This window comes from Xanthobacter lutulentifluminis (assembly GCF_043194675.2).
Lineage (GTDB): Bacteria > Pseudomonadota > Alphaproteobacteria > Rhizobiales > Xanthobacteraceae > Xanthobacter.
This window is the reverse complement of record NZ_CM195525.1, coordinates 2,391,091-2,403,646: the sequence shown is the minus strand read 5'-3', so window position 1 is coordinate 2,403,646 and position 12,556 is coordinate 2,391,091. Positions and strand designations below refer to the sequence as shown.

9 protein-coding genes are annotated in these 12,556 nt (G+C 71.8%); 8 read left to right on the top strand and 1 reads right to left on the bottom strand.

All coding sequences use genetic code 11. From position 1 onward, the window contains the following. Positions 1-57: 57 nt before the first annotated feature. Genes V5F49_RS10985 through mraY form a run of 3 tightly spaced genes read left to right on the top strand, consistent with a single transcriptional unit; the run spans position 58 to position 4,074 of the window. Complete coding sequence (locus tag V5F49_RS10985; RefSeq protein WP_394115766.1) at positions 58-1,530, top strand: UDP-N-acetylmuramoyl-L-alanyl-D-glutamate--2,6-diaminopimelate ligase; 1,473 nt, start codon at positions 58-60, stop codon at positions 1,528-1,530. A 2-nt stretch (positions 1,531-1,532) separates the two neighbouring features. Beyond that, entirely contained in the window at positions 1,533-2,981 is a 1,449-nt protein-coding gene (locus tag V5F49_RS10980) for a UDP-N-acetylmuramoylalanyl-D-glutamyl-2,6-diaminopimelate--D-alanyl-D-alanine ligase (protein WP_394115884.1), read from the top strand. Positions 2,982-2,988: 7 nt separating this feature from the next. Beyond that, positions 2,989-4,074 carry a phospho-N-acetylmuramoyl-pentapeptide-transferase gene (gene mraY / locus V5F49_RS10975; RefSeq protein WP_394115767.1) on the top strand — a complete coding sequence of 362 codons (1,086 nt, stop codon included), beginning with the start codon at positions 2,989-2,991 and terminating at the stop codon, positions 4,072-4,074. A gap of 82 nt (positions 4,075-4,156) precedes the next feature. On the opposite strand, the gene V5F49_RS10970 is transcribed toward mraY, so the two are convergent. Further along, the gene (locus tag V5F49_RS10970; RefSeq protein WP_394115768.1) at positions 4,157-4,378 is read right to left on the bottom strand and encodes a YgaP family membrane protein; all 222 of its coding nucleotides are present in this window, start codon (positions 4,376-4,378) and stop codon (positions 4,157-4,159) included. Between the two features lie 197 nt (positions 4,379-4,575). Between V5F49_RS10970 and murD the strand changes: the two genes are divergently transcribed. The 5 genes from murD (at position 4,576) to V5F49_RS10945 (ending at position 12,402) form a co-directional block, all read left to right on the top strand. Beyond that, a complete protein-coding gene (gene murD, locus V5F49_RS10965; protein ID WP_394115769.1) occupies positions 4,576-6,147 on the top strand; it encodes a UDP-N-acetylmuramoyl-L-alanine--D-glutamate ligase in 1,572 nt (523 codons plus the stop codon). 326 nt (positions 6,148-6,473) lie between these two features. Further along, positions 6,474-7,376 carry a TIGR01459 family HAD-type hydrolase gene (locus V5F49_RS10960; protein ID WP_394115770.1) on the top strand — a complete coding sequence of 301 codons (903 nt, stop codon included), beginning with the start codon at positions 6,474-6,476 and terminating at the stop codon, positions 7,374-7,376. A gap of 214 nt (positions 7,377-7,590) precedes the next feature. Continuing rightward, positions 7,591-8,541, top strand: coding sequence for a bifunctional riboflavin kinase/FAD synthetase (locus tag V5F49_RS10955; RefSeq protein ID WP_394115771.1), 951 nt, complete (start codon positions 7,591-7,593; stop codon positions 8,539-8,541). Positions 8,542-8,646: 105 nt separating this feature from the next. After that, positions 8,647-9,897: an aminotransferase class I/II-fold pyridoxal phosphate-dependent enzyme gene (locus V5F49_RS10950; RefSeq protein WP_394115772.1), complete on the top strand. Its 1,251-nt coding sequence runs from the start codon at positions 8,647-8,649 to the stop codon at positions 9,895-9,897. Positions 9,898-9,912: 15 nt separating this feature from the next. Further along, complete coding sequence (locus V5F49_RS10945) at positions 9,913-12,402, top strand: DNA translocase FtsK (protein WP_445329375.1); 2,490 nt, start codon at positions 9,913-9,915, stop codon at positions 12,400-12,402. The last annotated feature ends 154 nt before the right edge of the window (positions 12,403-12,556 follow it).

Genomic DNA, 12,556 nt, shown 5'->3' with positions numbered 1-12,556 from the left:
GCATGCGCCGGGGCGGGGTGGCAATCGGCGCGGGTGGATGCCAAAAGAGGTCCGATGATGACATTTCCCCTCGGACAGCTCCTCGACGGCCACGCCCGCATCCTCACGCCCGGCGGCGCGGACGAGGCCATCACCGGCCTGTCCGCCGACAGCCGGCGGATCACGCCCGGAGACCTGTTCGTCGCCATTCCCGGCACGCATGCCGACGGCGCCCGCTTCATCGCCGATGCGGTCTCGCGCGGCGCGGCGGCGGTGCTGATGGAGCCCGCCGCCCCCCGGCCGGTGCTGCCGCCGGGCGTCGCCCTCGCCTATTCGCTGGACGTGCGGCGCTCGCTCGCGCTGGCGGCGGCGCGGCGCTATCCACGCCAGCCGGCCACCATCGCCGCCGTCACCGGCACCGCCGGCAAGACCTCGGTGGCCTATTTCCTGCGGCAGATCTGGGCCCGGCTGGGCCACACCGCCGCTTATCTCGGCACCATCGGCCTCGTGGCCCCGGACGGCGCCACCTATGGCAGCCTCACGACGCCCGACCCGGTGGAGCTGCACGCCACCCTCGACCGCCTCGCCGGCGAGGGCGTGACCCACATGGCGCTGGAGGCCTCCTCCCACGGCCTCGACCAGAAGCGGCTCGACGGTGTGCGGCTCAAAGCCGGCGGCTTCACCAATCTCGGCCGCGACCATCTCGACTACCATCCCACCATCGACGCCTATTTCCGCGCCAAGCTGCGCCTGTTCACCCAGGTGCTGCCGGACGATGCCACCGCCGTGGCGGTGACCGGCGCCCCGTTCGCGGCCGCCGCCCTCGCCTGGGCGGAGACGCGCGGCCTCAGGCTGCTGCCCATCGGCGAGGGACAGAAGGCGGGGCTCGACCTGTTCGCCGTCACCGGCGCCGGCGCCGGGCAGAAGGTGATGTTCGCCGACGGCACCAGCGCCACGGTGCCGCTAGTGGGCCGGTTCCAGCTCGACAACGCGCTGCTGGCGGCCGGCCTTGCCATCGCCTGCGGAGCGGAGCGGCGGGCGGTGCTGGCCGCGCTTGCGGAGCTTCAGGGCGTGCCGGGACGGCTGGAACGCATCGGCAACGACCCGCGCCGCCTCGCCTTCGTGGACTATGCCCACAAGCCCGAGGCCCTCGCCACCGTGCTCGACACCCTGCGCGCCGCGGTGCCGGGGCGTCTCGTGGTGGTGTTCGGCTGCGGCGGCGACCGTGACCGGGGCAAGAGGCCCATCATGGGCGCCATCGCCGCCGCCAAGGCCGACGCGGTGATCGTCACCGACGACAACCCCCGCAGCGAGGTACCGGCCGAGATCCGCGCCGAGATCCTCGCCGGAACGCAGGGCGCAGGCGGCGGGGCGCGGGAAATCGGCGATCGCGCCGAGGCCATCCGCGCCGGCGTGGCGCTGCTTCAGCCGGGCGATGCGCTGCTGATTGCCGGCAAGGGTCACGAAACCGGCCAAATCATCGGCGACCGGACATATCCGTTCTCGGATGCGGCGGAGCTCTCCGCCGCTCTCAATGAGGTGGCGGCATGAGCATGGGCAGCCGGGTTCTGCACGACGTCGCGGAAATGCGCGAGGCCATGGATGCTTCGGGCCTGGGAGCCGAGGTGCGGGGTGAGCCCCGCCCGGCGACCGGCATCTCCATCGACACACGCACCCTCGCGCCGGGGGATGCCTTCTTCGCCATCGCCGGCGAGAACAGCGACGGCCATGCCTACGTCGCCAAGGCACTGGAGGCTGGCGCCGCCGTGGCGGTGGTGGCCCGCGAGAAGGCCGATACCTTCCCCGCCGATGCGCGCCTCTTGGTGGTGGACGACGTTCTCGCGGCCCTCGAGGCGCTCGGCCGCGCCGCCCGCGCGCGCTCGCAGGCCAAGATCGTCGCGGTGACGGGGTCGGTGGGCAAGACCACCACCAAGGAGGCGCTGCGCGTCGCGCTCGGCGCCGATGGCGAGACCCACGCCTCGGCCGCCTCCTACAACAATCACTGGGGCGTGCCCCTCTCCCTCGCCCGCTTCCCCCGCGAGGCGCGCTACGGCGTGTTCGAGATCGGCATGAACCATCCCGGCGAGATCACGCCGCTGGTGCGCATGGTGCGCCCGCACGTGGCCATCGTCACCACGGTGGAGCCGGTGCACATCGCCCAGTTCTCCTCCATCGAGGAGATCGCCGACGCCAAGGCCGAGATCTTCGACGGGGTGGAGCCGGGCGGGGCGGCGGTGCTGAACCTCGACAATCCCCTGTTCCCGCGGCTTGCCGCGGCGGCCCGCGCGCGCGGCATCGCGCGCATCGTCAGCTTCGGCGAGGCCCCCGGCGCCGATGTGCGCCTCACCGACGTGGCGCTGCAATCCTATTGCTCGGTCGGCGTCGCCGACGTTTTGGGCACGCCGGTCACCTTCAAGGTGGGCATGCCCGGCCGCCACATCGTGCAGAACATGCTGGCGGTGCTGGCGGCGGCGAAGCTCGCCGGTGCCGACCTCGCCCTGTCAGCCCTCGCCCTGTCCGCGCTGCGCCCGCCGCCGGGACGCGGCGTGCCGGTGCGGCTGCGGCTGAAGAGCGGCACGGCGACGCTGCTGGACGAGAGCTACAACGCCAACCCCGCCTCCATGCGCGCCGCCCTCGACGTGCTGAGCCGCACCCCGGTGGGGCCGCGCGGCCGGCGCATCGCGGTGCTCGGCGACATGCTGGAGCTGGGCCCGGACGGGGAAGCCCACCACGCCGGCCTCGCCGAGGCGATCAACGCCGCCCGCATCGATCAGGTGTTCTGCTGCGGGCCGCAGATGCACGCCCTGTGGCAGACCCTGCCCGCCGCGCGGCGCGGCGGCTATGCCGCCCATGCGAGCCACCTGGAGCCGCTGGTGGCGCAGGCGATCCGCGACGGCGACACGCTCATGGTCAAGGGATCGAACGGCAGCCGGATGGGGCCGCTGGTCAAAAGCCTCGCCGAGCGCTTCCGCGCCGGCGAGGACGCGCTGCTCGAAGGGTAAACGTCTCATGCTCCAGTGGCTTGCCGAACTCCACCAGTCGTTTTCCGCCTTCAACGTCTTCCGCTACATCACCTTCCGCACCGGCGGCGCCGTGGTCACGGCGCTGCTGTTCGTGTTCCTGTTCGGCCCCGGCATGATCTCCACCCTGCGGCTCAAGCAGGGCAAGGGCCAGCCGATCCGCACCGACGGGCCGCAGTCGCACCTGCTCACCAAGAAGGGCACGCCCACCATGGGCGGGCTGATGATCCTGTCGGGCATCGTGGTGGCGACGCTGCTGTGGGCCAACCTGTCCAACGTCTACGTCTGGTCGGTGCTGCTGGTGACGCTGGGCTTCGGCCTCATCGGCTTCTACGACGACTACCTGAAGGTGACGAAGCAGACCCACAACGGCCTGTCCGGCAAGGTGCGCCTCGCCATCGAGGCGGCCATCGCCGGGGTCGCGGTCGTCATCATCATGACGTTCGGCAAGAGCGGCCTGTCCACCTCGGTGGCCTTTCCCTTCTTCAAGGACCTGCTGCTGAACCTCGGCGTGTTCTTCGCCATCTTCGGCATGTTCGTCATCGTCGCGGCGGGCAATGCGGTGAACCTCACCGACGGGCTCGACGGCCTCGCCATCGTGCCGGTGATGATCGCGGCCGGCACCTTCGGCCTCATCGCCTATCTCTCCGGCAACGTGCGCTTCGCCGATTACCTGCAGATCCACTATGTGGCGAGCGTCGGCGAGCTGGCGGTGGTCTGCGGCGCGGTGATGGGCGCGGGCCTCGGCTTCCTGTGGTTCAACGCGCCGCCCGCGCAGGTGTTCATGGGCGATACCGGATCGCTGGCGCTGGGCGGCCTGCTCGGCACGGTGGCGGTGGCCACCAAGCATGAGATCGTGCTCGCCGTGGTGGGCGGCCTGTTCGTGCTGGAGGCGGTCTCGGTGATCGTGCAGGTGGTGTCGTTCAAGCTCACCGGCCGGCGCGTGTTCAAGATGGCGCCCATCCACCACCATTTCGAGCAGCTGGGCTGGACCGAGCCGCAGGTGGTCATCCGCTTCTGGATCATCGCCGTGGTGCTGGCGCTCGCCGGCCTCGCCACGCTGAAGCTCAGGTGAGAGCGACACGGCCCTGATATAAAAAGGCCCGCGGGAGCACTTCCCGCGGGCCTTTTTCATGCGGCGGGGCGCTGGAGCGCCCTCACCTCCGCCCGCAGGTGTTGATGCCCAGCAGCGGATAGGCCGGGCAGAAGCGGAAGACGGCGGTCAGCAGCATCACGAGGCCGACGGCGCCGATCAGCCACGCCCATTGGCCGAGCCCGCCCAGCGCCGGCACGGAGGGAGCCGCGAACGGCACCAGGATCAGCACGACCCCGGCAATGAACCGCAGCACCCGATCGATCCCACCCACGTTTGCAACCATTTCGCGCTCCCATCCTTCGGATCTCATGACATTCAATGTTATGAATGTAGCGCGCGGTCAACCACGGGATTTCCCGTATCGTCACGATCGGCGGCCGGACCGACCGGCGGGAGCCGACGAAAGAGCGTCGCACTTTTGCGTGTCATGCTCTAGACGGGTGGCTGGACCCGATTGCCCTAACGGACGATTTTACCGCCATGATCCCCGTCACCGTGTTCAAGGACCGGACCGTCGCCCTTTTCGGGCTCGGCGGCTCCGGGCTCGCCACCGCCGAGGCCCTGAAGGCCGGCGGCGCCACCGTCGTCGCCTATGACGATTCCGAGGCCTCGCGCCGCAAGGCCGGCGAGGCCGGCATCCTGGTGCAGGACCTGCGCTCCATCGACTGGACCATCGTCCAGGCGCTGATCCTCGCCCCCGGCGTGCCGTTGACCCATCCCGAGCCGCACTGGTCGGTGAAGCTGGCGCAGGCGGCGGGGGTCGAGATCATCGGCGACATCGAGCTGTTCTGCCGCGAGCGCCACGCCATCGCCCGCCGCTCACCGTTCATCGCCATCACCGGCACCAACGGCAAGTCCACCACCACGGCGCTGATCACCCACATCCTGCGGGTGGCGGGGCGCGACGTGCAGATGGGCGGCAACATCGGCACCGCCATCCTCTCGCTGGCCCCGCCCAAGCCGGGCCGCGTGCATGTGGTGGAATGCTCCTCCTACCAGATCGATCTGGCCCCCAGCCTCGACCCGTCGGTGGGGGTGATGCTGAACGTGACGCCGGATCATCTCGACCGCCACGGCACGCTCGAGAATTACGCCGCCGTCAAGGAGCGGCTGGTGACCGGGGTCGAGGGCGGCGGCACCGCCGTGGTGGGGGTGGACGACGACTTCTCCGCCGCCATGGCCGACCGCGCCGAGCGGGCCGGGACCCATGTGGTGCGCGTCTCCGTGCGCCGGCCGCTGCCCGACGGCATCTGGCGCGAGGGCGAGAGCCTGGTGGTGTCCGAGGGCGGGGCCGAGCGCTTCCGCCTGCCGCTGGGCGGCATCGGCTCGCTGCGCGGCGCGCACAATGCGCAGAACGCCGCCGCCGCCTTTGCCGCCTGCCGCGCGGTGGGCGTCGCGCCCGAGGTGATCGCCGTCGCCATGAAGCGCTTCCCCGGCCTCGCCCATCGCATGGAAGAGGTGGGCACCAAGGGCAAGGTGCTGTTCGTCAACGATTCCAAGGCCACCAATGCGGATGCGGCGGAGCGCGCCCTGTCGAGCTTCCGCGGCATCTTCTGGATCGCCGGCGGCAAGCCCAAGGCGGGCGGCATCGATCCGCTGGCGCCGTTGTTCGACCGGGTGGCGAAGGCCTATCTGATCGGCGAGGCGGCGGACGCCTTCGCCGGCACGCTCGCCAACGCGGTGCCGCATGAAGTGGTCGGCACGCTGGACAAGGCGGTGGACGCCGCCACCCGCGACGCCGAGGCCTCCGCCATCGCCGAGCCGGTGGTGCTGCTCTCGCCCGCCTGCGCCAGCTTCGACCAGTTCCCCAATTTCGAGGTGCGGGGCGATGCCTTCCGCGATCTGGTGAGCCAGGTGCCCGGCGTCACGGTGCGTCCGCGCCCCGCCCCGCCCAAGGAGCCGGCCCCCTCCGGCCATCCCGGCGGATCGCCCCACGGGCACCCGCACGGCAGCCCCCATGGCAATCCGCACGGTAATCCGCACGGCATGGGCCATCCGCACGGACACCCCGGCAAGCCACCCCATGGCATGCCCGGCAAGGGGCACCCCTGAGGCAGGGCCGGGCCGATGCCCGGCCGGCGCAATTGTGCCGGGTCCTAGTCGCGCCTGTGGTGGAGGCGCCGAAGCGCGGCGCCCCTTCCGGCTGGAGCGGATGGCGGAATGCGTCGGCGCTGATCGCAGGTCGGCCCGCCAGGCCACGCCGGAAGCGCGGCGCGGTCGAACCGCCATCGTGACCCTCTGCGCCGGTCGGCGGAAGTTCGGGTGATCCGCGCGTCTGCTCGCATCCATGCGCCCGGCGCGCGCCCCGCACCCCGCCGCCGGCCTTGTGGAACCCCGCCCGCCGTGGCACCTGTGCGCTGCACAACAGGAGAGGCACCATGGCCGACGCCAGCAACGGCACCCTCAGGATCCACCCCCATGCCCCCCCGCTGGTGCCGGGCCTCTCCGTCTATGCCGGCCAGTACGACCTGATCCTGTGCGATGTGTGGGGCGTGCTGCACAACGGCGTCGCGGCCTTCGCCTCGGCGGGCGAGGCGCTCACCCGCTATCGCGCGCAGGGGGCGACGGTGGTGCTGGTCTCCAATGCGCCGCGCCCCAACCCGTTCGTGGTGAAGATGCTCGACGGCCTCGGCGTGCCGCGCACCGCCTATGACGCCATCGTCACCTCCGGCGACGTGACGCGCGAGATGCTGGCCGCCCGCGCCGGCGCCCGCGTCTACCACCTCGGCCCGGAGCGCGACCTCTCCACCTATGACGGGCTCGACCTCACCCTCGCCGGGCTCGCGGACGCGAGCCTCGTGGTCTGCACCGGCCTGTTCGACGACGAGGTGGAGACCCCGGAGCACTACCGCGACACCCTCGCCGCCATGAAGGCGCGGGACCTCACGCTCATCTGCGCCAATCCCGACCTGGTGGTGGAGCGCGGCGACAAGCTGATCTTCTGCGCCGGCGCCATCGCCCAGGCCTATGAGGAGATCGGCGGCAAGGCGGTGTGGTGCGGCAAGCCCTACCGGCCCATCTACGACACCGCCTTCGCCCGCGCCGAGGTGATCCGCGGCGGCGCCATCGACCGCGAGAAGGTGCTCGGCATCGGCGATGCACTGCGCACCGACATCGCCGGCGCCAACGATGCCGGCTTCGACAGCCTGTTCATCTCCGGCGGCATCCACGCGCAGGAGCTGAAGTCCATCGACGGCGCGATCCCGGACACCGAATCCCTCGCCGAGCTGTTCACCGGCCACGCCCATCCGCGCGGCGTCATGGGCCGGCTGGTGTGGTGAGGCGGAGCTGACGGTCGCGGGCCGGCGGCTGACGCATTTTCTTGACGCGAAGCGGTTTCCACTTCGCACGAAAATGCTCTAGAGCGTCGGGGCGCGGGCCCCTCCGGCCCGCGACAGAAACATGCGTCGGCGCAAGGATACCGGCCGCCCCGCTCGCGCGGAGGCCGGGCTCCTAGGCCGGCCTCCCGAACGAAGGCAAGGCTGCCGCCCGCCGATGACACAGAGCCCCGTCCCCGATTTCGTCCTCGTGCGCGGCACCGAGCCGCTTCCGGCGGATCTGGCCCGGCCGGTGGTGGCCATCGGCAATTTCGACGGTGTGCATCGCGGTCACCGCGCGGTGTTCGACACCGCCCTGCGCATGGCCGCCGGTGCCGGCGTGCCCGCGGTCGCGCTCACCTTCGAGCCGCACCCGCGCACCTTCTTCAACGCCGCCACCGCCCCGTTCCGCCTCACGCCCGAGGCGCGCAAGCTGCGTCATATCGCCGAGGTGGGGCTTGCCGGCGCCATCGTGCTGCCGTTCGACGCGGCGCTCGCCTCCATGGAGGCGGAAGCCTTCGTGCGCGACATTCTGGTGGGGCGCTATGGCGTCACCGGCGTCGCGGTGGGCTTCGATTTCCACTTCGGCCGCGCCCGCGCCGGCTCCCCCGCCTTCCTGGAGGAGGCCGGCCGCCGGCATGGCTTCGCGGTGACGGTGGTGGAGCCCATGCGCGACGAGGGCGATGCCATCTCCTCCACCGCCGTGCGCCAGGCGCTGGCCTCCGGGCAGGTGGGCCATGCCGCGCACATGCTGGGCCGTCCGTTCGCGGTGGAGGCCGAGGTGATCCACGGCGAGAAGCGCGGCCGGCAGCTGGGCTATCCCACCGCCAACCTCGCCCTGCCGCCGGAGCTGGATCTCGCCTTCGGCATCTATGCGGTGCGCGCGGCGACGCCCCTCGGCCGCTTCGACGGGGTCGCGAGCTACGGCCGCCGGCCCACCTTCGACAACGGCCGCGCGCTGCTGGAGGTGCACCTGTTCGATTTCGCCGGCGACCTCTATGGCGCGACGCTGGAGGTGGAATTCCACGCCTACCTGCGGCCGGAGCTGAAGTTCGACGGCGTCGACGCCCTCGTGTCGCAGATCCACGAGGACGCCCGGCAGGCGCGCGAGGTGCTGGCGCAGTCCTGATCGTTCGCGCCCGGTGCTCGGCATCGCTCGCCGGGACGTGACCTGTCGCTTTCCCATTTGAGTTAGCCGCACCTTAACCCGGCGCGACGCATTCTGGCGGGGACCATGACCCGTGCCAGAAGAAGCCGCCCGCCCGTGCCAGCTCCCGTCGCCGCGCCTCCTGAAGACCGCCGCTCGCCCTTCATCCGCCTCGCCGACCTGCTGGCGGGGATCGAGCCCGGCCGCCAGCCGCTCAGCGCCGCGGTGGGCGAGCCGCAGCACGCCATGCCGGCCTTCGTCGGCCCGGTGCTGTCGCAGGCTTTGCCCGGCTTCGGCCGCTACCCGCGCGCCGAGGGCACGCCCACCTTCCGCGCCGCCGCCGCCCGCTGGCTGGAGCGCCGCTACGACCTCGCCCGCCCGGTGGACCCGGAGCGCGAGGTGCTGGCGCTCAACGGCTCGCGCGAGGGCCTGTTCTCCGCCGCCATCGTGGCGCAACGCCTCACCGATCCCGCCAAGGGCGCGAACGGGCGGCCGGCCATGCTGCTGCCCAACCCCTTCTATGCCGCCTATGCCGCCGGCGCCGAAGCGGCCGGCTGCGAGGCGGTGGTGGTGCCCACCACCCGCGAGAGCGGCTGGCTGCCCGACCTCGACGCCCTCGACCCCGCTCTGCTCGACCGCACGGTCGCCATCTATGTGGCCTCGCCCGCCAATCCGCAGGGCGCCATCGCCTCCGCCGCCTACCTCGGGCGCGCGCTGGAGCTGGCGCGGCGCCACGGCGCCTTCCTGTTCGCCGACGAATGCTATTCGGAGATCTATCTGGGCGCGGAGAAGCCGCCCGGCATCCTTGAGGTGGCAGGCAACGACTTCAGCCGCGCCGTGGCGTTCAACTCCCTGTCCAAGCGCTCGTCTTTGCCCGGCCTGCGCTGCGGCTTCTGCGCCGGCGATCCCGCCTTCCTGAAGGACTTCCTCGCCTTCCGCTGGGTGGCGGCGCCGCAGGTGCCCGAGCCCTTGCAGGCGGTGGCGGTGGCGGCGCTGGAGGACGAGGCGCACGTGGCCGCCTCGCGCGATCTCTACGCCGCCAAGTTCGATCTCGCCGACCGGCTGCTCGCCGGCCGCTTCGGCTATGAGCGCCCCGGCGGCGGCTTCTTCCTGTGGCTCGACGTGTCGCACCTCGCCTCGGAACGCCTGTCCGGCGGCGAGGCGGCGGCCGTGAAGCTCTGGCGCGAGCAGGGCCTGCGCACCGTTCCGGGCGGCTACCTCGCCCGGCGCGACCTCACCGGCGCCAATCCCAGCGCGGACTTCCTCCGCGTCGCCCTGGTCCAGGACCTGCCCGCCTGCGAGGAGGTGCTGACCCGCCTCGTCGCCGGGCTCAGCTGAAGGAGAGCCGTGCCGATGCCGACGGCCCGCCGCCGCCCCGCCGCCGATGCCGTGCTGCATACGCGCATGCAGCCACAGGCGCCGCGCCTCGACATCATTCCCGAAAGCGTGCGGCTCGCCGTGCGCCGGCGCGGGCGCGAGATCATCGGCACCGGGCTGGTGGTGGCGACGCTCACGGCCTTCGTGGCGCTGGGCACCTGGTCGGCCGCCGACCCGAGCCTCTCCAACGCCACCCACGCCCCCGTCACCAACCTGCTCGGCTGGCCGGGCGCGGTGGTGGCGGACCTTCTGGTGCAGCTGTTCGGCCTTGCCGCGCTCGCGGTTCTGCTGCCGCCGCTCTATTACGGCTGGCGGCTGATGACCCATCGCCCGTTCAGCCGCGAGAGCATGCGCGCCACCGCCTGGCTGCTCGGCGTGCTGGGCTGCACCGCCTTCCTTGGCGTGTTCCCGCGGCCGGACTTCTGGCCGGGGCTGACCGGCCTCGGCGGGGCGCTGGGCGACCTGTTCCCGCGCGCGGCCGGCGCCATCCGCGGCGGCCAGCCGGGCGTGCTCGATGCCATCGTGATCGGCGCCCTCGGCCTCGCGGTGGGCGTCAGCGGCCTGTTCTTCGCCGTCAGCGGCGGCCGGCGCACTCCCCTCACGCTCGCGCCCGAGACCGAGCTGCCCGGCGAGATGGGCGACGAGGACGAGGACGACGACGGCCATTCCATTTCGCTCGGCGCCCTCACCCACACCTTCCTGTCGTGGAAGGCCCGGCTTTCCGGGCGTGGCCTCATGGGCCGGCGTCCCGCGGCCGCCCGGGTGGCGGGCGAGGCGCCCGTGCGCGCCACAGGCGGCCGGGTCGAGCCCCGCATGAACGGCGAAGCCGGCACAAGCGACGCCGGAGAGGCGCACGCCCCCCTCGCCGCCACGACCGCGTCCGCCGCCGAGCCGCGCACCAGCCGCGCCAGCCGCCGCGAGGCCGGGCGCCGTGGCGCGCGCCGCGCCGGCTACCAGCATCCCTCTCTCGACCTGCTCGCCCCGCCCGCCGCCAGCAAGGCGCCGGCCATGAGCCCCGAGGCCCTCTCCGAGACCGCCCGGCACCTCGAGGCGACGCTTCAGGACTTCGGCGTGCGCGGCGAGATCGGCCAGGTGCGCCCCGGCCCGGTGGTGACGCTGTACGAGCTGGAGCCCGCCCCGGGCATCAAGTCCTCCCGCGTCATCGGCCTCGCCGACGACATCGCCCGCTCCATGAGCGCGGTCTCCGCCCGCGTGGCGGTGGTGCCGGGCCGCAACGCCATCGGCATCGAGCTGCCCAACCAGAAGCGCGACAAGGTGCTGCTGCGTGAGCTGCTCGCCACCCGCGACTTCGGCGACAGCGGCCACAAGCTGGCGATCGCGCTCGGCAAGACCATCGGCGGCGATCCGGTGATCGTGGACCTCGCCCGCATGCCGCACCTCCTGGTGGCCGGCACCACCGGCTCGGGCAAGTCGGTGGCCATCAACACCATGATCCTGTCCCTGCTCTACCGGATGAAGCCGGAGCAGTGCCGCCTGATCATGGTGGACCCGAAGATGCTGGAGCTCAGCGTCTACGACGGCATCCCCCACCTGCTCGCGCCCGTGGTCACCGATCCCAAGAAGGCGGTGGTTGCCCTCAAATGGGCGGTGAAGGAGATGGAGGACCGCTACAAGAAGATGTCGAAGCTCGGCGTCCGCAACATCGATGGCTTCAACGCCCGGGTGCGCGAGGCCACCGACCGGGGCGAGAGCCTCGCCCGCACGGTGCAGACCGGCTTCGACCACGACACCGGCGAGGCCATCTACGAGCGCGAGGAGATGAACCTCGAGCCCCTGCCCTACATCGTCGTCATCGTCGACGAGATGGCCGACCTGATGCTGGTGGCGGGCAAGGACATCGAAGGCGCCATCCAGCGCCTCGCCCAGATGGCGCGCGCCGCCGGCATCCATCTCGTCATGGCGACGCAGCGCCCGTCGGTGGACGTCATCACCGGCACCATCAAGGCCAATTTTCCCACCCGCATCTCGTTCCAGGTGACGAGCAAGATCGACAGCCGCACCATCCTCGGCGAGATGGGCGCCGAGCAGCTGCTGGGCCAGGGCGACATGCTCTACATGGCCGGCGGCGGGCGCATCTCCCGCGTGCACGGCCCCTTCGTCACCGACGAGGAGGTGGAGAGCGTGGTGAAGCACCTCAAGGCCCAGGGCGCCCCCGCCTATGTGGAGGCCGTCACCGCCGAGGACGACGCCGAGGGCGAGGACGAGGACGGCGCGGTGTTCGACAAGGGCGGGTTCGGCGAGGAGGGGCAGGACCTCTACTCGCAGGCGGTCGGCGTGGTGATGCGCGACCGCAAGTGCTCCACCTCCTACATCCAGCGCCGGCTGCAGATCGGCTACAATCGCGCCGCCTCGCTGGTGGAGCGGATGGAGAAGGAAGGCGTGGTGGGATCGCCCAACCATGCCGGCAAGCGGGAGATCCTGCTGCCGGAGGAGGCCGCCGAATAGCGGGGCGCCCGCCCCGGCCCCGCCGCCGTGCCCCCCTCTCGTTGCGGGATCGGGCCATACGTTCGCCATAGCGGGGCGGCAGAGAGTATGATGCACGAGCCGCAGACCGATCGCGCCGTTCACCGGCGGGGCCATGTCGCGAGCCAAGGTTCAC

Excerpts from the sequence above, each read along its gene's own strand:
- V5F49_RS10950 (WP_394115772.1), top strand. The coding sequence starts at position 8,647 with ATGACCCGTGCCAGAAGAAGCCGCCCGCCCGTGCCAGCTCCCGTCGCC.
- V5F49_RS10980 (WP_394115884.1), top strand. The coding sequence starts at position 1,533 with ATGGGCAGCCGGGTTCTGCACGACGTCGCGGAAATGCGCGAGGCCATG.
- mraY (WP_394115767.1), top strand. The coding sequence starts at position 2,989 with ATGCTCCAGTGGCTTGCCGAACTCCACCAGTCGTTTTCCGCCTTCAAC.
- V5F49_RS10945 (WP_445329375.1), top strand. The coding sequence starts at position 9,913 with ATGCCGACGGCCCGCCGCCGCCCCGCCGCCGATGCCGTGCTGCATACG.
- V5F49_RS10985 (WP_394115766.1), top strand. The coding sequence starts at position 58 with ATGACATTTCCCCTCGGACAGCTCCTCGACGGCCACGCCCGCATCCTC.
- V5F49_RS10970 (WP_394115768.1), bottom strand. The coding sequence starts at position 4,378 with ATGGTTGCAAACGTGGGTGGGATCGATCGGGTGCTGCGGTTCATTGCC.
- V5F49_RS10960 (WP_394115770.1), top strand. The coding sequence starts at position 6,474 with ATGGCCGACGCCAGCAACGGCACCCTCAGGATCCACCCCCATGCCCCC.
- murD (WP_394115769.1), top strand. The coding sequence starts at position 4,576 with ATGATCCCCGTCACCGTGTTCAAGGACCGGACCGTCGCCCTTTTCGGG.
- V5F49_RS10955 (WP_394115771.1), top strand. The coding sequence starts at position 7,591 with ATGACACAGAGCCCCGTCCCCGATTTCGTCCTCGTGCGCGGCACCGAG.